Raw genomic sequence first — 19,288 nt, forward strand, 5'->3', positions numbered from 1 at the left:
GGGGTCAGCAATAGAGGTTGTTGCCCGCCGCCACACCGAGGATCTGCGTGAACTTCTGGTAGGCGCTGACCCGGCTCTGCACCTGTGCCGGGTTCTTGCCGTCGCACTCCAGGGAGCCGTTGATGCTGCGGATGGTCTGGCCGAAGCCGGCCTGGGTGACCATGGCGTTGTGGCCGGTCATGGCGCCGGGGCCGGTCTGGGTGTTCCAGTACCAGAGGCCGGTCTTCCAGGCGACGGAGGAGTTGTTCTCGACCTGCCAGGGGTTGTTGAGGAGGTCGATGCCTAGCGCGTCGCCGGCCGCCTTGTAGTTGAAGTTCCAGCTGAGCTGGATGGGGCCGCGCCCGTAGTAGGCGGACTGTCCGGCGGGGCAGCCGTACCACTGGCTCCAGTCGCAGTACGTCGGGTAGTTGGCGGTGTTCTGCTCGACGATGTAGACCAGTCCGCCGGTCTCGTGGCTGACGTTGGCGAGGAAGGCGGCGGCCTCCTGCTTCTTGACGGTGTCGCTGCCGGTGTTGGCGAAGGCCGGGTAGGCGCTGAGCGCGGCGGTGAGGCCGCTGTAGCTGTAGAAGGAATTCCGGTTCGGGAACATCTGGTTGAACTGCGCCTCACTGACGACGAAGCCGGCGGCGGAGGCTGTGGGGGCCGCCTGGAGCACCAGGGCGGAGCCGCCTATGGCGAGCGAGGTCAGGAGTGCGGCGATACGGCGCCTCGACACGGATCAACTCCTTTGCGGAGCACGGCCGCACCCCACTAGGGGGAGCGGCCGCGGTGGGGGGTGTGAGGCACACTCAACTGCTTTGGTCTGTACCAGTCAAGGGTGTAGACCAGTCATTCGGAAGTCGATCTTCGGCCAGTGGTTTTCGCAATTGCGCCCGGAAACCGGCACGTCCGGCTCCCGGTGGCCGCCCGACAGGACAGCGGTCGGGCCCGGCAGCGTGTCGACGCTGCCGGGCCCGGGGAGTTGAGGGGTCAGCTCAGCGGCTTCGCGAGGACCGCCTTGCGGTGACTGAACGTCTCGATGGAGTAGCGGCCGTGGTAGCTGCCCATGCCGCTCTCCCCCACCCCGCCGAACGGCAGGTCGGAGACGGTGAGATGGGCGACCGGGAGGCCGAGGCCGAGACCGCCGGAGGAGGTCTCGGCGGCGATCCGGTCCCGGGTGTCACCGGATTCGCTGAAGACGTAGAGCGCGAGGGGCTTGTCGCGGTCGTTGATGAAGCCGATCGCGCCGTCCAGGTCCGGGACGGTGACGATGGGCAGGATCGGGCCGAAGATCTCCTCCTGCATCACCGGTGACGCCGGGGCCACGTCGGCGAGCACGGTGGGCGCGATGTACTTGGCGGCGCGGTCGGTGTCGCCGCCCACGGCCACCCGGCCCGAGCCGAGCAGTCCGCTGAGCCGGTCGAAGTGCCGCTCGTTGACGATCCGGCCGTACTCACCGGACTCCTTGGGCTCCGTGCCGTACACCGTCCGGACGGCCTCGACCAGGGCGGTCTCCAGGGCGGCGGCCGTCTCGGGATCGGTCAGGACGTAGTCGGGGGCGACACAGGTCTGCCCCGCGTTGAGGAACTTGCCGCGTACCAGCCGGTCCGCGACCACCGCGAGGTCGACATCCCGGTCGACGAACGCCGGGGACTTGCCGCCGAGTTCGAGGGCGACCGGGGTGAGGTGCTCGGCGGCGGCGCGCATGACGATACGGCCGACCACGCCGTTGCCGGTGTAGAAGATGTGGTCGAAGCGTTCGGCGAGCAGGGCCGTGGTCTCCGGGACACCGCCCTCGACGACGGCGACGGCCTCGGTGTCGAGATAGGCCGGGAGCAGCCGGGCCAGTGCGGCCGAGGTCGCCGGGGCCAGCTCGCTCGGCTTGGCGACGACCGCGTTGCCCGCGGCGAGGGCGCCGGCCATCGGGGCGAGCAGCAGCTGGGCGGGGTAGTTCCACGGGGCGATGACGAGGACGACGCCGAGCGGGTCGTACTGCGTCCAGGCGGTCGCGTCGCCGCCCAGGTGCGCCGGGACGGGGGCGGACTCCGGGCGCAGCCACTCCTCCAGGTGGTCGAGGCTGTGGTCGATCTCCCGGACGGTGAAGTCGATCTCCGTGCGGCGGGCCTCACCGGCGTTCTTGCCCAGGTCCGCGTGGAGGGCGGCGGCCAGCTCGTCGCCGCGCTCCGTGAGCAGGGCGCGCAGCCGGCGCAGCTGACCGGTGCGCCACTCGACGGGCTTGGTGCGGCCGGTACGGGAAGGTGGCGCGCAGTCTGGCCACGACGTCGGCGGGCTGCTCGGGGGTGGACTGGTTCACGGATGCCTCGCTGGTGGTGCGTACAGGCCTTACGGCCCGGCTGAGTGTCGAACAGACGGATGCATATTGCAACCTTTCATGGGCCGAAGTAAATTCCGCCACCGCGGAACCACTTTCCGAAGTTCCCGCACCCCCTGCTGTCGTGGACACACCGATCAGGCCGAGAGCTCGGCGCGCCGCCGCAGAAGGTACGCCCGTTCGGGCAGCCCGTCGGCAAGCTCGATGGCAGTGTCGTACTCCCCCACCGCCTCGTCGTCACGGCCGAGGCGGCGCAGCAGGTCGGCCCGGACGGCGTGCAGGACGTGATAGAGGTCGAGGTCGAGTGCGTCGACCAGGTCGAGGGCCTTGCCGGGCCCCTCGACCTCGGCCACCGCGACCGCCCGGTTCAGCGCGACCACCGGAGACCGGTCGACGGCCATGAGCTGGTCGTACAGCCGCAGGATCTGCCCCCAGTCGGTGGCCTCGGCGGTCCGTGCGTCACTGTGCACGGCGTTGATCGCGGCCTGGATCTGGTACGGCCCCGGGCGGTTGCGGCGCAGACACCGCCGTACCAGGTCCTGTCCCTCCCCGATCAGCTCCCGGTCCCACAGCCCGCGGTCCTGCTCGGGCAGCGCCACCGGCTCACCGCCCGCCGGCCTCCGCGCGGGCCGCCGGGCCTCGACCAGCAGCATCAGCGCCAGCAGCCCGGCGACCTCGGGCTCGTCCGGCATCAGCCCGTACAGCAGCCGCCCCAGGCGTACGGCCTCCACGCACAGCTGGGGATCGCCGCCGTACCCCTCGTTGAAGATCAGGTAGACGACGGCCAGCACACCGCTGAGCCGCTCGGGCAGGTCGGCGTCCTTCGGCACCCGGTAGGGGATGCCCGCGTCGCGGATCTTGGCCTTGGCCCGGACCAGACGCTGGGCCAGGGTCGGCTCGGGCACCAGGAAGGCGCGGGCGATCTGGGCGGTGCCGAGCCCGCCCAGCAGGCGCAGGGTGAGGGCGACCCTGGCCTGCGAGCGCGGGGTGGCAGCAGGTGAAGATCAGCCGGAGCCGTTCGTCGCGCACGGGCCCTCCTCGGCCGGTGGGTCGGGTGCGTACAGCCGGACGGCCTCGGCGTGCCGGGCGTCCCGGGACGACTCACGGCGCAGCCGGTCGACCGCGCGGTTGCGGGCGGTGGTGATGATCCACCCGGCCGGGCTCGGGGGCACCCCGCTCTCCGGCCATCTGTCCAGTGCCGTGGCGAAGGCGTCCTGAACCGCTTCCTCGGCGAGGTCGATGTCGCCGAGGAAGCGGACGAGTACGGAGACCGCGCGTCCGTACTCGGCACGGAAGACGGCCTCCACGTCGGCGGCATCCGCCATCAGAACCGGTCCACGAAGGGCCGCACCTCGATCGGCAGCCGGGTGGCCAGGGCGGCCTTGCGTCCCCACTCCAGGGCGGCGTCCAGGTCCTCCGCCCGGATCAGACTGATCCCGCCGAGGTACTCCTTGCCCTCGGCGTAGGGCCCGTCGGTGACCAGCACGTCGCCGTCCTTCGGGCGCAGCATCGTGGCCGTCTCCGGTCCGTGCAGTCCGCCGGAGAAGACCCAGGCGCCGGCCGCGCGCAGCTCGTCGTTGAACGCCCCGACATCGCGCATGATCGTGGCCATCTCATCCGGCGGGGGCGGAGTGCCGTCGGCCGGCTGGACCACGCTGAGCAGGTAGTGCTTCATGACGTTCTCCTCGTTCGTCGTGGGGTGTGCTCGCCTTCTACACGAACGGCGGGCCCCCGGATCGACACCCCACCCCGCACAGTCGAAAGAATCCCGTCCATGACCATCTCCGCACATCCGCTCGTCACCCGCGCCCGGGAACTCGCCGACGGCCTCCTCTCCCCCGCCGCGGAACGCGTCGACCAGGAGGGCGTCCCGGTGAGCCACATCGAGGCGATCAGGCGCTCGGGCCTGCTCGGCGTGAACGCGCCGGTGGAGTACGGCGGCTCCGCGGCGCCCGCGGCCGTCGTACGCGAGACGGCGGAGATCCTGGCCGGGGCCTGCTGCTCGACGTGGTTCGTGCAGACGCAGCACCACACGCCGGTACTGACCCTGGCGAAGGCCGAACTCCCGGTGCGAGACCGTCTGTTGGGCCCGCTGGCCCGGGGTGAGCTGCTGTCCGGGGTGGCGTACGCGCATCTGCGTTCGTACCCGCGTGTCCCCGTGCGCGTCCGGCGGGCAGGAGCCGTCTGGCGCTTCCACGGCACCGTCCCCTGGTACACCGGCTGGGGCCTGAACGACGTCATGCTGCTGGCCGGGGTGACCGAGGACGACGAGGCCCTGTTCGCCTTCGTCGAGGCACGGGAGCAGCCGGGCCTGCGCCCGTCGGAGCCGATGCGCCTGGCCGCGCTCACCGCCTCCCGGACGGTGTCCCTGGACCTGGACGGCCTGCGGGTACCGAAGGACGCGGTCGCGCTCCGGATGCCGTACGAGGACTGGGCGGCGACGGACCGCCCCAAGACCCTCAACACCAGCCCGGCCGTCTTCGGGATCACGGAGGCGGCCCTGGCCCTGGTGGACGAGGAGTACGCGGCTGCGCTGCGGGCCCGTGCCGGCGAGATCCGCCGCCGGGCCTACGCGCTCGCGGACCATCCGGTACCGCGGGAGCACGCGCAGGAGCGGCTGGCGCTGCGGGCGGAGGCGTTCACGCTGATGCGTACGGCCACCACGGCGGCCGTGGTGACGGGAGGCGGCCGGGCGCTGACCGTCACCGAACGCGCCCAACGCCTGGCCCGGGAGGCCCTGTTCCTCCTGGTCCAGGGTCAGACCGCCGAATCACGCACGGCACATCTGGAGCGGCTCGCGGGACCCCGCTGAGCCGGTCTCCGCGCCGCGACGCCCAGGTCCTGCGGGTGACCGTGCGGTCGGTGTCGGCCCGGGCGCCGCGCCAAAGCCTCACCCACGCAGACGGGTCATCGCCGGATCGAACAACGGCTCCTCGGCCACCACAGCCTCCACTCGCCGGTCGAAGTAGCCGATGTGCACTGTTGTGCCGGGCACCGCCAGCTCCGCCGGCAGCCACGCGTACGCGATGCCCTTGCCGACCGTGTAACCGTAGGCCGCGCTGGTGACGTAACCGACCGCGCGCTCGCCGTCGTACACCGGTTCCTTGCCCATGACGACGGCCCGTGGGTCGTCGATGGTGAGGCAGCTCAGCCGGCGGCGCACATCCGTCCTGCGCCGCTCCAGCGCGGCCTTGCCGACGAAGTCGCCCTTGTCCAGCCTGACGGCGAAGCCGACGCCGGCCTCGTAGGGGTCGTGTTCGTAGGTCATGTCGGTTCCGAAGGAGCGGTAACCCTTCTCCAGCCGAAGGCTGTTGAAGGCGCCCCGCCCGGCTATGACGCCGCCGAGCGGTTCGGCCGCCCGCCACAGGGTGTCCCAGAGTTTCGCGCCCTGGTCGGCGGTGGTGTACAGCTCCCAGCCGAGTTCGCCGACGTACGACAGCCGCATCGCGGTGACCGGCACCGAGCCGACGTAGGCGGGCTGGGCGCGGAAGTACTTGAGGCCCTCGTTGGAGAAGTCCTGGTCGGTGAGCGGCTGGAGGACCTCGCGGGCGAGCGGGCCCCACAGGCCGATGCAGCACGTGCCGGGGGTGATGTCGCGGACCTGAACCCCGCCGTCGACGGGGAGGTGGCGGGTGAGCCAGTCGAGGTCCAGGTTGCCGTTGGCGCCGACCTGGAAGAGGTCGCGGGCGAGGCGGGCGACGGTGATGTCACTGCGGATGCCGCCGTCGTGGTCGAGGAGCAGGGTGTACGTCACCGAGCCGACGGACTTGGCGACCTTCCCGGTGACCAGGCCCTCCAGGAAGTCGGCGGCACCGGGCCCGGAGACCTCCAGGCGCTTGAGGGCGGTCATGTCGTACATCGCGACCGTCTCGCGGGTGACCTGGGCCTCGGCGCCGACGACGGGCGACCAGTACCGCGCGGCCCAGTCGTCCGGGGTGGGGATGGCGCGGCCTTCGACCAGGCCGGCGTTGGCCTCGTACCACTGGGGCCGTTCCCAGCCGTTAGCCTCCAGGAAGAACGCGCCGTGTTCCTGCTGACGGGCGTAGAAGGGGCTGGTGCGGATCGGGCGGGGCTTCCCGCTCGGCTGGAGGGGGTGGAGGATGTCGTAGACCTCCACGAAGTTCTGGCAGTCGCGGGCCAGGATGTACTCCGGGGCGAGCTGGTGCGGCTCGAAGCGGTTGATGTCGCACTCGTGCAGGTCGAAGGACGAGCAGTGGCCGTCCACCAGCCATTCGGCGACGGCCCGGCCGACGCCCGCTGAGTGGGTGACCCAGACGGCCTCGGCGACCCAGAAGCCCTTGACGTCCGCGGACTCGCCGAGCAGCGGGTAGCCGTCGGTGGTGAAGGAGAACAGGCCGTTGATGCCCTCCTCGACCTTGGCCTCGCGGGTCGCGGGGAGCAGTGACCGGGTCTCGGTCCAGGCGTCCTCGAAGTCCTCCTCGGTGAACTTCAGGACCGAGGGCATCTGGTCGGCCTCGTCGACGGACAGGATGTCGTCCGCGGAGACGGGCATCGGGCGGTGGCCGTAGGAACCGATGCCGAGGCCGTCGAAGCGGTCGCGGTAGTAGAGGTCGGCGTCCTGGTGGCGCAGGATCGGGCGGACGGCCTCCTCGGTCTGGCCGGCGAGCGCGGGGACCGGGCCGGTCCAGGCGAGCTGGTGGGCGAGCGGGGTGAGCGGCAGGTTCATGCCGACCATGCGGGCGATCTTCGGGCCCCAGATGCCGGCGCAGCACACCACGATGTCGGCGGGGATCTCGCCCTGATCGGTCAGCACACCGGTGACGCGGCCATCGCTCCTGCGTACGTCGAGGACTTCGTGACGGCCGAGGAAGCGGACGCCGCGCTCGCCGGCCCGGCGGATCTGGGCCTCCACGGCGAGCACGGCCTTGGCGATGCCGTCGGTGGGGACGAGTAGGCCGCCGAGGACCCGGTCCGGGTTCACCAGCGGGTGCTGTTCGACGCACTCCTCGGGGGTGAGGATCCGCGCTTCGATGCCCCAGGCGGTGATCCAGCCGTGGCGGCGGTGGAGTTCGGTGAGGCGCTCGGGGGTGGTGGCGACTTCGAGGCCGCCGACCTGGAGGAAACAGGGCCGGCCGTCGACGTCGAGGGAGCAGAACTTCTCGACGGTATAGCGGGCCAGTTCCGTCATGGTCTTCGACGGGTTGGTCTGGAAGACCAGGCCGGGGGCGTGCGAGGAGGAGCCTCCGGTGGCCGGGAGGGGGCCCTGGTCGACCACGGTCACCTCGGTCCAGCCGCGCGCGGAGATCTCGTCCGCGAGGGCGGCTCCCACGACGCCCGCTCCGATGATGACCACTCGGGGTCCCGCCATCGCCCAACCTCCGAACTTGAGACCGGTGCAGTTGCCTTGTGCGCAACGTGATTCAGGTTGCGCAACTCAATGTGCCTGTCGTCGAGGAGGGGTGTCAAGGGGTCCGGTGACGTCGGAGAACAGGCCGGGAAACGGCCGGAATCCAGCCGTACGAACGGCAACGCCCGGCGGGCGGTGCGCACAAGCTGCGCACCGCCCGCCGGGCGTACTGGACCGGCCGTTTCGCGCCCCCGCTACTTCAACCAGGCGTCGACCTTGTCGCGGTTGGCGTCGACCCACTTCTTGGCCGCCGCGTCGTCCGGCATCTTGTCCACCGCGATGTACTTGGCCACGGTGTTCTGGTCGTCGTTGGTCCAGTTGAACTTCTTCACCAGGTCGTACGCCGGACTGCCCGACTTGGCGAAGCTCGCGCTGACGATCTTGTCCAGGTCGTAGACGGGGTAGTCGCAGGCGACCTTCGCCGCGTCGGCGTCGCAGCCCGTCGTGTACTTGGGCAGGTCCACCTTCACCAGCGGCACCTCGGAGAGGAACCACTGCGGTTCGTAGAAGTAGCCGATCAGCCACTGCTTGTTCTTCTCGGCCGTGCGGAAGGCCTGGATGAGCGCGGTCTCGCTGCCCGCGTACACCACCTTGAAGTTCAGCTTCAGGTTCGTCACCAGGGCGGCGTCGTTGGTGACGTACGACGGGTCGCCGTCGAGCAGTTGGCCCTTGCCACCCGACTCGGACGTCTTGAACTCGGTGGCGTACTTGTCGAGGTTCTGCCAGTTCGTGATGTCCGGGTGCGCCTTGGCGAGCCACGGTGGGACGTACCAGCCGATGATGCCCTTGTTGCCGGTGGACCCGGCCTCCACGGCCGTCTTCTGCCCGGTGATGTACTTCTTCTTGAGATCGTCGTGGCCCCAGTTCTCCAGGACGGCGTCCACCTCGCCGGTGCCGAAGCCCTGCCAGGCGATCTCCTCCTTGAGGTCCTTCTTCGCGACCGTGCAGCCGAGGTCGTGTTGGGCGACGTATGCGACGACCGCCGCGTCCGCCTCGTAGCCCACCCACGGGTTGACGGCCAGGTTGAAGGTGCCGCACTTGCCGTCCGCGGACTTCGAGCCGGCGGAACTGCTCTCGCCGACCTTCGCTCCGCCGCAGGCCGTGAGGGTGAGTCCGAGGACGGCCAGGCCGGCCGCGCCGGCTCGCCAGTGTTGTGCCATGGTGTCGCGCTCCTTATGCCCGGGTGCGTCGCGCCGCAGCCTGAGTGATCCGGTCGAACATGACTCCGAGCAGTACGATGGCGAGCCCCGCCGCCAGTCCCTTGCCGTACAGCTCACCCTGCGAGAAACCGGCCACGACGTCGTAGCCGAGGGCGCCCGCCCCTACCAGGCCGCCCACCACAACCATCGACAGCACATAGATCAGGCCCTGGTTGGTCGCGAGGGTCAGGGCGCCGCGTGCCATCGGCAGCTGGACCTTGGTGATGATCTGCCAGGTGTTGCACCCGGCCGAGGTGGCCGCCTCCACGGTGGACTCGGGCACGTTCCGCACCCCGTCCGCGATGATCTTGATCGCGACGGGCGCCGCGTAGACGACGGCCGCGACGATCGCCGTGAAGCGGGTCGCGCCGAAGAGCGCCAGGAACGGAACGAGATAGACGAACGGCGGCATGACCTGCGCGGCGTCCAGCGTGGGCCGGATCAGCCGGTCCGCCAGCGCGCTGCGGCCCATCCACACGCCGACGACGGCGCCGAGCAGCATCACCAGCACGGTGGCCACGGCGGTCGAGGCGAGGGTGGTCATGCTGTCCGACCACACGCCCGTGCCGACCAGCAGCCCGACGCACACGGCGGCCGTCGCCCCGGCCCACCGGCCGCCGATGACCGCGCCGAGCGCGACCAGGGTGGCGCCGACGAGCCACCACGGGGAGTCGGTGAGCAGCGTCTGGAACGGGTTGAGCAGGCCGTTGGTGAGGGCGTCCCGCAGGGCGTTGGTCAGACCCGAGAGATGGTCCTGGAGCCAGGTGGTCGCGGTGTCGGCGGCGCTCGCGATGTGGGAACCGACGGTGCCGTCGCCGGGGAACTCGGCCGCCCAGACGTAGGTGTGGGAGAGGTACACCAGGACGGCGGCCGCGATCCCGCCGGCCGCCAGCAGCGGGCGGCGCCACTTCAGGAACGGGCCGCCGGTGCGGCGGACTTCGGTGCGGACGGCGGCCGCAGTGGTGACGCGGTCGAGCACGATGGCCATGACGACGATGGCGAGTCCGGCGTTGAAGGCGGTGCCGACGTCGAGGGACTGCAGGGCCTGGACGACGGTCTTGCCGAGGCCGGGCGCGTCGATCAGGGCGGCGATGGTGACCATGGCCAGGGCGGCCATGATGGTCTGGTTGACGCCCATCACCACCGTGCGCCGGGACATCGGCAGCAGCACCTTCAGCAGTTGCTGCGTCCGTGTCGCGCCGAGCGAGTCGGCCGCCTCGACGGTCGCCTCGGGTACCGAGCGGATGGCGTGCGCGGTGATACGGATGGCGGGGGGTGCCGCGTAGATCACCGTGGTGATCACGGCGGAGGCCCCGCCGATGAGGAAGATCAGGGTCAGGGGGGCGAGGTAGACGAAGGTCGGCATCGTCTGCATGAAGTCCAGGAAGGGCGTCATGATCCGGTTGAACCGGTCGGAGAGTCCGGCCCAGACGCCCAGCGGGATGCCGATGAGCAGGGCCACCAGGACCGCCGACAGAGTAAGCGCCAGGGTGTCCATGCTCTCCTGCCACAGACCCTGCAACCCGAAGAACGTGAAGCCGGCCGCGGCCAGCAGCGCGACCCGCCAGTTGCCCACGGCCCAGGACACGTAACCGGCGAGTCCGACGACACCGAGCCAGCCGATCTGCGGGACCGGGCGGGAGCCGGCGGGCTGCGAGATCAGCGACTGGACGAAGGTCACCAGGTTGTCGATGGCCAGCCGGATCTCGTTGAAGAAGTAGAGGAAGAGCGGGTTGGAGTTGCGGTTGGCACCGATGCTGTCGTTGACGTCGTTCAGCCAGCGGTGCAGGCCGGTGAGGTCGGCGGCGGCCAGGGTCAGCGTCTGCCTGCCGCGCAGTACGGCGAAGAGCACCAGCCAGACGACCAGGATCGCCCCCACCACCATGGGACGGCTCACCTTGTGGCGCAGGGTGGTGACAGGCGCGGTCGCGTCGGCGACGGCGGCCGTCACGCGCCGCCCTCCTGTCCAGCGACGACGGCTCCGGCACGGGCTCCCGCACCCGCTGCTCCTGCACCGGCTGCTCCGGGGGCACTTGCTCCGGCACCGACGGCTCCCGCGACAACGGCGAGGATCTCCTCGTCGCCGACGATGCCGAGCAGCTTGCCGTTCTCGACCACCTTGACCGGCTTCTCGGCCGCGAGCACCGCCCGGGTGGCCTCGCGGACCACCACCTCCGGGCCCAACTCGGGTCCGTCCAGGGCATCTTCGGGAGTGGCGGGCCGCATGATCCAGCGCAGGGTGAGGACGTCGCCGCGCGGCACGTCCTTGACGAAGTCCCGTACGTAGTCGTCCGCCGGGGCGCCGACGAGTTCGTCGCCGGTGCCGCACTGGACCGTCCTGCCGTCCCGCATGATCAGGATGCGGTCGCCGAGCTTCAGTGCCTCGGAGAGGTCGTGGGTGATGAACACCATGGTCTTGCCGACCTCGTGGTGCAGACGGATGACCTCGCTCTGCATGTCACGGCGGATCAGCGGGTCGAGCGCGGAGAACGGCTCGTCGAAGAAGAGGACGTCGGGGTCGCCGGCGAGGGCGCGCGCGAGACCGACGCGTTGCTGCATACCGCCGGAGAGCTGGTCGGGGTAGGAGTTCTCGTATCCGGCGAGGCCCACCAGTTCGACGACCTCCATGGCCTTCCTGGTCCGTTCGGCCCTGCCCATGCCCCGGATCTCCAGGCCGAACGCGACGTTCTCGACGACCTTGCGGTGCGGCAGCAGACCGAAGTGCTGGAAGACCATGGAGAACTTGCTGCGCCGCAGCTCCCGCAGCCGCCGGGCGTCGGCGCCCCGGATGTCCTCGCCCTCGAAGACGACCTCCCCGGCGGTGGGTTCGATCAGTCGGGTCAGACATCGCACCAGGGTGGACTTGCCGGACCCGGACAGGCCCATGACGACGAAGACCTCGCCGGGCGACACCTCGAAGCTGACGTCCCGCACGGCGGCGGTGCAGCCGGTGCGGTCCATCAGCTCGCGGCGGGTCAGCCCGCACAACTCCTCGGAGCCCGGCACCTCGTCGGCCTTCGGCCCGAACACCTTCCACAGTCGGCGCACGGAGATGACCGGGGTGCGCTCCCCGGAGTCCTGGGACGTGTCGCGCCGCTGCGACACCTCGGTCTGCGCTGGGGTCATGATCGGCCTCTCTTCGGCGTCAGCCGCGGAACCAGTGCTGCGGCCGGGGTCGGATGTTCTGCCAGACGTGCTTGGGCTCCCGGTACTCGTCCAGGCCGGTCGGTCCCAGCTCGCGGCCCACGCCCGAGTGCCCGAAGCCACCCCATTCCGCCTGCGGCACATAGGGGTGGTAGTCGTTGATCCACACAGTGCCGTGGCGCAGCCTGCGGGCTACCCGCTGTGCCCTGCCCGCGTCCTGCGTCCAGACGGCGCCGGCGAGGCCGTACTCCGTGTCGTTGGCGATGCGGACGGCGTCGTCCTCGTCCTGGAAGCGCTCCACGGTGAGCACGGGCCCGAAGGACTCCTCGTGCACCACCCGCATGTCCTGCCGGCACTCGTCGAGGACGGTGGGCGGGTAGTAGAAGCCGTTCGCCAGCGCGGGGTCGTCGGGGCGCGCGCCGCCGCAGCGCAGTACGGCGCCCTCGGCGAGGCCGGCGGCGACATACGCCTCGACCTTCTCGCGGTGCTGTGCGGAGATCAGCGCCCCGGTCTCGGCCTCGGAGTCGAAGGGGCCGCCGAGGCGGATGAGCCTGGCGCGGCGCACGACCTCGTCGACGAAGGCGTCGTGGATCGCGTCCTCGACGATCAGCCGGGCGCCGGCCGAGCAGACCTGCCCGGAGTGGAGGAAGACGGCGGTGAGGGCGAAGTCGACGGCGCTGGCGAAGTCGGCGTCGGCGAAGACGACGTTGGGGTTCTTGCCGCCGAGTTCGAGGGCGACCTTCTTCACCGTGGCGGCGGCGGTGGCCATGAGGTGCCGGCCGGTGTGCAGTCCGCCGGTGAAGGACACCATGTCGACGCCCGGGTGCTCGGCGAGCGGTGCACCCGCCTCGGCGCCGGCGCCCAGCACGAGGTTGGCGGCGCCGGCCGCAAGGCCCGCTTCGGCAAGGGACTTCATCAGCAGGATCGCGGTGGAGGGGGTGAGCTCACTGGGCTTGAGGACGACGGTGTTGCCCGCGAGAAGGGCCGGGGCGACCTTCCACGAGGCTTGCAGCAGGGGGTAGTTCCAGGGGGTGATCAGTCCGCACACGCCGACGGGTTCGTAGGTGACCCGGCTGAGCGCGTCGTCGCGGCCGGTGTCGACCACCCGTCCGGCGTTGGTGCCGGCGATGCCGCCGTAGTAGCGGAAGCAGGAGACGACGTCGGCGATGTCGTACTCGCTCTCCACCAGCCGCTTGCCGGTGTCGAGGGATTCGGCGCGGGCGAATTCCTTGGCGTCGCGCTCGATGATGTCGGCGGTGCGCAGCAGCAGCGCGCCGCGTTCCCGCTCGGGGGTGTGCGGCCAGGGGCCGTCGTCGAAGGCGCGCCGGGCCGCGGCGATCGCGGCCTCGGTGTCGGGGCGGGTCGCCTCCGAGACCGTGGCGACGAGGGTGCCGTCCGCCGGACAGCGGATCTCGCGTTGGCCGCCGGCCACGGCCGTCCGCCATTCACCATCCACGTACAGATCTGCCACGGTCGCGCCCTTCGAGCCCGAAATCGTTGCGCATTGTGCATTGGTTTGCTTTTGGTGGCACACCCTGACGAACGGAGCGACCGCCGTCAAGAGGTCCGGGGAGAGTGCGCTACCCCGCCTGCTTCTGGGCGTCGCGGTGCCGGTAATAGGCGGCCTTGGACGGCGCCTGCGGCTCCTTGCCGAGGATGAGGTCGGCCGCCTTCTCGGCGATCATCATCACCGGGGCGTAGATGTTGCCGTTGGTGACGTACGGCATCACCGAGGCATCCACGACGCGCAGTCCGTCCACTCCGTGCACCCGCATGGTGAGCGGGTCGACGACCGACATCGCATCCGTGCCCATCTTGCAGGTGCAGGACGGGTGCAGGGCGGTCTCGCCGTCCCTGGCGACCCAGGCGAGGATCTCCTCGTCCGTCGCCACGGACGGACCGGGCGAGATCTCCCCGTCGTTGTAGGGGGCGAGGGCGGGCTGGTTGAGGAGTTCGCGGGCCACCCGGACCGCCTCGACCCACTCGCGGCGGTCCTGCTCGGTGGAGAGGTAGTTGAAGCGCAGCGCCGGGTGTTCGTGCGGGTCCCTGCTCCGGATCTTCACCGAGCCGAGGGCGTCGGAGTACATGGGCCCGACATGGACCTGGTAGCCGTGGCCGCCGGCGGGCACGGAGCCGTCGTAGCGGACCGCGACGGGCAGGAAGTGGAACATCAGGTTGGGGTAGTCCACGTCCTCGTTGCTGCGGCAGAAGCCGCCCGCCTCGAAGTGGTTGGTGGCGGCCGGTCCCCTGCGGAACAGCCACTGCAGGCCGATGAACGGGGCCCGCCACTTCGCCAGGTACGGCTGTACGGAGACGGGCTGTTTGCAGGCGTACTGGATGTACACCTCCAGGTGGTCCTGGAGGTTCTCGCCGACGCCCGGCAGATCGTGGACGACGTCGACGCCGAGGGCGCGCAGTTCCCCGGCGTTGCCGACGCCCGAAAGCTGGAGCAGCTGCGGGGAGTTGATCGCGCCGCCGCACAGGATGACCTCCGCGGCCCGGACCTGCCGGAGGGCGCCCTTGCCCCGTTGGAACTCGACGCCGACGGCCTTTTTCCCCTCGAAGAGGACGCGGGTGACGAAGGCGCGGGTGGTGACGGTGAGGTTGGGCCGCTTCCTGGCGGGCTTCAGGTACGCCTTGGACGCGGACAGGCGCCGGCCGCGGTGCACGTTGCGGTCGAACTTGGCGAAGCCCTCCTGCCGGTAGCCGTTGACATCGTCGGTGGGTGCGTAGCCCGCCTCCTGGGTGGCCTTGAGGAAGGCGGAGAAGAGCGGGTTGGTGGCGGGGCCGCGTTCCAGGACGAGGGGGCCGTCGTGGCCGCGGAACTCGTCGTCGGGGTCGGCGGCCAGGCAGTTCTCCATGCGGCGGAAGTACGGCAGGCAGTGGGCGTAGTCCCAGGTCTCCATGCCGGGATCGGCGGCCCAACGCTCGTAGTCCATGGGGTTGCCGCGCTGGAAGATCATCCCGTTGATGCTGCTGGAGCCGCCCAGGACCTTGCCGCGGGCATGGTAGACACGGCGGCCGCCCATGTGGGGCTCCGGCTCGGACTCGTACTTCCAGTCGTAGAAACGGCTTCCGATGGGGTACGTCAACGCCGCGGGCATATGGATGAACACGTCCCACGGGTAGTCCGGGCGACCCGCCTCCAGCACCAGCACCCGGTTGCCGGGGTCGGCCGAGAGCCGGTTCGCCAGTGCGCTGCCGGCCGATCCGCCGCCGACGATGACGAAGTCGTACTGCAAGGGATCCATGCTGCCTCGTCTCGCTCGCGCCGTCGATGTGCGCGGCATGCTAGTACGGGTACCGCTATGCGCACTAGGTTGCGAACAACGCAACTTGTAAGATCCTTGTTCACATCGCGTTTCTTGGGTGCTGTTGTTTACTCCGCGTATAGTTCCGTTATGAGCAACTACAGTCCGGATACCGAAACGCACGGCTCATCTTCCGGCGGCGTGCAGTCCGTCGACCGCGCCATCAGCGTCCTGGAGATCCTCGCCCGGCGCGGCGAGGCGGGCGTGAGCGAGGTGGCCGCCGAGATCGACGTACACAAGTCGACCGCGTTCCGTCTGCTCGGCGCCCTGGAGGCGCGCGGTCTGGTGGAGCAGGCGGGCGAACGGGGCAAGTACGCGCTCGGCTTCGGCATCGTACGTCTGGCGGGCGCGGTCACCGGGCGTGTCGACGTCACCCAGCAGGGCCGGCAGGTGTGCGAGCGGCTGGCCGACGAGATCGGCGAAACGGTCAACATCGCGGTGATGCAGGAGCACTACGCGATCAACCTCTACCAGGTGCGCGGTACGGCCGCCGTCACCGCGCACAACTGGGTCGGCCAGCTGACCCCGCTGCACGCCACCTCCAGCGGCAAGATCATGCTGGCCCATCTGCCGGCGAAGGCACGGGCCGCGCTGGTCTCGGAGGGGGGCCTGAAGAAGCTCACGCCGCACACCATCTCCTCCAAGGCGAAGCTGGAGAAGAACCTCGCCGAGGCCCGGGAGCGCGGTTACGCCTGGACGCTGGAGGAGCTGGAGATCGGGCTGCACGCCATGGCCGCGCCGATCCGGGACCGGGAGGGCAAGGTCGTCGCGTCGATCAGCGCGTCCGGGCCGTCCTACCGGTTCACCGAGGAGCGTATGCACGAACTGGCTCCGGTGCTGGTCAAGGGCGCGGACGAGATCAGCCACCGCATGGGTTACCTGGGCTGAGCGCCCCGGGGACGACCGTCGTACGGCCCGCGTCCGCCTTCCCCGCGGGCCACGGGCGCCCTCTCTCCTTCACTCCGGCTGCCGGGTAGCGAGCCGCTCGTGGACCCAGTCGTGGAAGGCGCCGATGTGGTGCTCGCTGGGCACCAGCACTCCGCCCTTGGCGTACAGCCGTGAGCTCATCCCGGGCTGGGTGCGTTCGCAGGCGTCGAAGTCCTGGCGGTTGACCCGGTCGAAGAGTTCCACGGACCGGCTGACGTCCCTGCCGCTCTCCACGACGTGCGGAAGGTAGAGCCAGTCGCACTCGACGACCGTCCGGTCGACGGCCACCGGGTACATCCGGTGGAAGATCACGTGGTCGGGGACGAGGTTGATGAACACCTGCGGTTTCACGGTGATCGCGTAGTAGCGCCGGTCCTGGTCCGCGGCGACTCCGGGGATGCGGTCGAGCCCCTCGGAGCCGTCGACGGTGAAGCCCCGGATGTCCGTGCCGAACTCGGCGCCGTGGCCCACGTAGTACTGCGCCGCGTAACCGTCGGCGAACTCGGGCAGCACCTCGGTGAGTTCGGGGTGGATGGTGGCGCAGTGGTAGCACTCCATGAAGTTCTCGATGATGAGTTTCCAGTTCGCCCGCACGTCGTAGACGATCCGGCGGCCCACCGAGAGGTGGTCGATGTCGTAGTGCTCGATCGAGGCGGTGTCGCCCAGCCGCTCGACGACGGCCCCCATCACGTCCTCCTCGAAGGAGGGCGGGTCCTCCGCGAGGCACACCCACACATAGCCGAGCCACTCGCGTACGGCCACGCCCACCAGGCCGTACTCGGTACGGCCGACGTCGGGCATCCTGGTGAGGTTGGGTGCCGCCACCAGCTTGCCGTCGAGGTCGTAGGTCCAGGCGTGGTACGGGCACTGGAAGGCGCGCCTGACCTCGCCCGTGTCCTCGGTGCGGAGCTTTGCCCCGCGGTGCCGGCAGACGTTGAAGTAGGCGCGGACCGAACGGTCCCGGGCGCGGGTGACCAGGATGCTCTCCCGGCCCACGTCGACCGTGCGGAACGCGCCGGGCTTCGGCAGGTCCGCCGCGCGGGCGACGCAGAACCACATCGTCTCGAAGATGCGTTCCTGTTCCTGGGCGAAGATCCCGGGATCCGTGTAGGCGGAACCGGGGAGGGTGGCGATCAGGCTGTCCGGCAGGCTGGTCGAGGTCACGGTGCACTCCTCGGAGAACGTCGTGGATCGGTGGGACGGCGCGGGCGCCGGGTCAGGACGCGGTGGTGCCGAACTGCTTGCGCCAGCGCGTGAACAGGCGCGGCTGGTCCATCCCGAGCACGGCGACCGGGCGACCCGCCCGCCGGTAGACGGCGAGGAAGCGGCGGTTGTCGGTCGAGCCCTCCTCGACCGTCACCTCGTCGGCCCCGGCGGCGTGCCCGACGAACTGGATCCGCACGCCGTACTGGTCGGACCAGAAGTACGGCGGCCGGGGGACGCCCGGTTCCGTCGCCCCGTACGCGAGGAGCGCGGCGACGGCGGCGGCCGGCCGTTCGAGTGCGCCGGTCCAGTGCTCGACCCTGCGGTGGTCGCCGGTGTGCGGGTCGTACCAGTTGGCGCAGTCGCCCACGGCGACCACTCCGGCCACGCTGGTACGCCCGTCGGCACCGCACTTCACGCCGTTGTCGAGCACGACGCCGGAACCCTCCAGCCAATCGACGCAGGGGCGCGCCCCCACGCCGACGACGACGGTGTCGGCGGGCACACTGCGGCCGTCCTCCAGGAGTACAGCGTCCACCTGCCGCTCGCCGCTCAGCCCCTTGACCCCCACCCCGCACAACAGCCGTACCCCGTGGTCGGCGTGGAGGGCGGAGACCACGGCGCCCATGGCCTGTCCGAGCGGTCCGGCCAGCGGGGTCGGCGCCGCCTCGATCACGGTCACGTCGAGCCCGAGGGCGTACGCCGTGGAGGCGACCTCGGCGCCGACGAACCCGCCGCCGATCACCACAAGGCGGCCGCCCCGGGAAAGATCGCCCCGCAGGGCGCGGGCGTCGTCGAGGGTGCGCAGCACATGGACCCCGGCGAGGCCCTCGGTGCCGGGCAGGGTACGGGCGGCGGCCCCGGTCGCGACGACCACGCCGTCGGCGCGGACCTCCCGGCCGTCGGCGAGCCGGATCGCCCGTCCGGTGCGGTCGAGCCCGGTGGCGCGCGTCCCGAGCAGCCACTCCGCACGGAGTTCCTCGTCGTCCCGCTCCAGCGCCAGGTCCGCCTCGCCGAGGGTGCCGGCCAGGAACTCCTTGGACAACGGTGGTCTGTCGTACGGGCGATGAGGCTCTTCGCCGATGACGACCAGCCGGCCGTCGTACCCCCGCTGCCGCAGCGAGCGCGCGGCCGACAGACCGGCCAGCGAGGCGCCCACCACGGCCACCGTCCTCACGCCGCGCCTCCGGCGAGCCGGGCGGCGACGCACGGCGGCAGGTTGGGCGCGTCGGCGGACAGCCGGACGTAGACCGTGCCGTCCTCGACGACGACCTCGTGGGTGCGGACCGGACGCTTGGCCGGGGGTGCGTCCACGGCGCCGGTCCGCAGGTCGAACTTGGAGGCGTGCAGGGGGCATTCGACCTCGCGGCCCTCCAGCCAGCCGTCGGCGAGCGAGGCGTCCTGGTGGGTGCACGTGTCGTCGATGGCGAAGAGCTCGCCGTCCTCGGTGTGGAACACCGAGACAGGCGGGTCGATATCGAGCCGGTGAGCCTCGCCTCGCGGCAGATCCGCGAGACGGCACGCGGGAATCATCATGACACCTCGGTGCGTATAGCGAAACGGATTGCGATGAGCGCAACGTCAGTTTGGGGGCGGCTCCGAAGCGTTGTCAAGGCGTTCACCCGCCGGTCTGCGCGGGCCGCGACAGCGGCTCCCGGGCATGCCGAAGTGCCCACGAAAGCAAGGTTGAACAGGGAAAACAGGCGTCCCTTCGAATGCGACGACGCGGCCCTGGGAGCGGGGGGGGGGGGGGAGCGGTTCTCGGAGCGGGGGAGGGGGGTCATCGAGCGTATGGCGTCGGGGGGGGGGATTTGATCAGAGACCT

Annotated in this window: 13 protein-coding genes and 2 pseudogenes; 2 read left to right on the forward strand and 13 right to left on the reverse strand. The window is 70.5% G+C overall.

The genetic code is table 11. The features are described from left to right. Window positions 1–4 precede the first annotated feature (4 nt). The 4 genes and pseudogenes from ACZ7OO_RS26830 to ACZ7OO_RS26845 form a co-directional block, all read right to left on the reverse strand. Window positions 5–715, reverse strand: a complete 711-nt coding sequence (locus tag ACZ7OO_RS26830) for a chitinase (protein WP_471508431.1) — start codon at window positions 713–715, stop codon at window positions 5–7. 254 nt (window positions 716–969) lie between these two features. Continuing rightward, window positions 970–2,293: pseudogene (locus ACZ7OO_RS26835) on the reverse strand (aldehyde dehydrogenase family protein). Window positions 2,294–2,448: 155 nt separating this feature from the next. Next, window positions 2,449–3,636 (reverse strand): annotated as a pseudogene (locus ACZ7OO_RS26840) (RNA polymerase sigma factor). Continuing rightward, window positions 3,636–3,986 (reverse strand): YciI family protein, encoded by a 351-nt coding sequence (locus ACZ7OO_RS26845; RefSeq protein ID WP_471508433.1) that lies wholly within the window; start codon window positions 3,984–3,986, stop codon window positions 3,636–3,638. Before ACZ7OO_RS26845 ends, ACZ7OO_RS26840 begins: the two are co-directional and overlap by 1 nt. A gap of 99 nt (window positions 3,987–4,085) precedes the next feature. On the opposite strand from ACZ7OO_RS26845, the gene ACZ7OO_RS26850 reads away from it, so the two are divergent. Next, on the forward strand, window positions 4,086–5,123 hold the full coding sequence (locus tag ACZ7OO_RS26850) for an acyl-CoA dehydrogenase family protein (RefSeq protein ID WP_471508435.1): 1,038 nt from the start codon (window positions 4,086–4,088) through the stop codon (window positions 5,121–5,123). A gap of 78 nt (window positions 5,124–5,201) precedes the next feature. Here the strand turns inward: ACZ7OO_RS26850 and ACZ7OO_RS26855 are convergent, their stop codons facing one another. The 6 genes from ACZ7OO_RS26855 to betA form a co-directional block, all read right to left on the reverse strand. Continuing rightward, entirely contained in the window at window positions 5,202–7,640 is a 2,439-nt protein-coding gene (locus ACZ7OO_RS26855; protein WP_471508437.1) for a GcvT family protein, read from the reverse strand. A 233-nt stretch (window positions 7,641–7,873) separates the two neighbouring features. Continuing rightward, the gene (locus ACZ7OO_RS26860) at window positions 7,874–8,839 is read right to left on the reverse strand and encodes an ABC transporter substrate-binding protein (protein WP_471508439.1); all 966 of its coding nucleotides are present in this window, start codon (window positions 8,837–8,839) and stop codon (window positions 7,874–7,876) included. 13 nt (window positions 8,840–8,852) lie between these two features. Continuing rightward, window positions 8,853–10,763 (reverse strand): ABC transporter permease, encoded by a 1,911-nt coding sequence (locus tag ACZ7OO_RS26865; RefSeq protein WP_471508652.1) that lies wholly within the window; start codon window positions 10,761–10,763, stop codon window positions 8,853–8,855. Window positions 10,764–10,825: 62 nt separating this feature from the next. Next, window positions 10,826–12,004: a quaternary amine ABC transporter ATP-binding protein gene (locus ACZ7OO_RS26870; protein ID WP_471508441.1), complete on the reverse strand. Its 1,179-nt coding sequence runs from the start codon at window positions 12,002–12,004 to the stop codon at window positions 10,826–10,828. 19 nt (window positions 12,005–12,023) lie between these two features. After that, window positions 12,024–13,493, reverse strand: coding sequence for an aldehyde dehydrogenase family protein (locus ACZ7OO_RS26875; RefSeq protein ID WP_471508443.1), 1,470 nt, complete (start codon window positions 13,491–13,493; stop codon window positions 12,024–12,026). A gap of 109 nt (window positions 13,494–13,602) precedes the next feature. Then, complete coding sequence (betA, locus tag ACZ7OO_RS26880) at window positions 13,603–15,273, reverse strand: choline dehydrogenase (protein WP_471508444.1); 1,671 nt, start codon at window positions 15,271–15,273, stop codon at window positions 13,603–13,605. A gap of 150 nt (window positions 15,274–15,423) precedes the next feature. Between betA and ACZ7OO_RS26885 the strand changes: the two genes are divergently transcribed. After that, window positions 15,424–16,221, forward strand: a complete 798-nt coding sequence (locus ACZ7OO_RS26885; RefSeq protein WP_471508445.1) for an IclR family transcriptional regulator — start codon at window positions 15,424–15,426, stop codon at window positions 16,219–16,221. A gap of 69 nt (window positions 16,222–16,290) precedes the next feature. On the opposite strand, the gene ACZ7OO_RS26890 is transcribed toward ACZ7OO_RS26885, so the two are convergent. Genes ACZ7OO_RS26890 through ACZ7OO_RS26900 form a run of 3 tightly spaced genes read right to left on the reverse strand, consistent with a single transcriptional unit; the run spans window position 16,291 to window position 18,999 of the window. Next, window positions 16,291–17,424 carry an aromatic ring-hydroxylating oxygenase subunit alpha gene (locus tag ACZ7OO_RS26890; protein WP_471508446.1) on the reverse strand — a complete coding sequence of 378 codons (1,134 nt, stop codon included), beginning with the start codon at window positions 17,422–17,424 and terminating at the stop codon, window positions 16,291–16,293. A gap of 52 nt (window positions 17,425–17,476) precedes the next feature. Then, entirely contained in the window at window positions 17,477–18,640 is a 1,164-nt protein-coding gene (locus ACZ7OO_RS26895) for an NAD(P)/FAD-dependent oxidoreductase (RefSeq protein ID WP_471508447.1), read from the reverse strand. Beyond that, entirely contained in the window at window positions 18,637–18,999 is a 363-nt protein-coding gene (locus ACZ7OO_RS26900; RefSeq protein WP_382530847.1) for a bifunctional 3-phenylpropionate/cinnamic acid dioxygenase ferredoxin subunit, read from the reverse strand. The genes ACZ7OO_RS26895 and ACZ7OO_RS26900 overlap by 4 nt, the downstream gene beginning before the upstream one ends. Between the last annotated feature and the right edge of the window lie 289 nt (window positions 19,000–19,288).

It is taken from the genome of Streptomyces sp. NPDC111744 (assembly GCF_055634995.1).

Excerpts from the sequence above, each read along its gene's own strand:
- ACZ7OO_RS26845 (WP_471508433.1), bottom strand. The coding sequence starts at position 3,986 with ATGAAGCACTACCTGCTCAGCGTGGTCCAGCCGGCCGACGGCACTCCG.
- ACZ7OO_RS26850 (WP_471508435.1), top strand. The coding sequence starts at position 4,086 with ATGACCATCTCCGCACATCCGCTCGTCACCCGCGCCCGGGAACTCGCC.
- ACZ7OO_RS26855 (WP_471508437.1), bottom strand. The coding sequence starts at position 7,640 with ATGGCGGGACCCCGAGTGGTCATCATCGGAGCGGGCGTCGTGGGAGCC.
- ACZ7OO_RS26860 (WP_471508439.1), bottom strand. The coding sequence starts at position 8,839 with ATGGCACAACACTGGCGAGCCGGCGCGGCCGGCCTGGCCGTCCTCGGA.
- ACZ7OO_RS26865 (WP_471508652.1), bottom strand. The coding sequence starts at position 10,763 with ATGGTGGTGGGGGCGATCCTGGTCGTCTGGCTGGTGCTCTTCGCCGTA.
- ACZ7OO_RS26870 (WP_471508441.1), bottom strand. The coding sequence starts at position 12,004 with ATGACCCCAGCGCAGACCGAGGTGTCGCAGCGGCGCGACACGTCCCAG.
- betA (WP_471508444.1), bottom strand. The coding sequence starts at position 15,273 with ATGGATCCCTTGCAGTACGACTTCGTCATCGTCGGCGGCGGATCGGCC.
- ACZ7OO_RS26885 (WP_471508445.1), top strand. The coding sequence starts at position 15,424 with ATGAGCAACTACAGTCCGGATACCGAAACGCACGGCTCATCTTCCGGC.
- ACZ7OO_RS26900 (WP_382530847.1), bottom strand. The coding sequence starts at position 18,999 with ATGATGATTCCCGCGTGCCGTCTCGCGGATCTGCCGCGAGGCGAGGCT.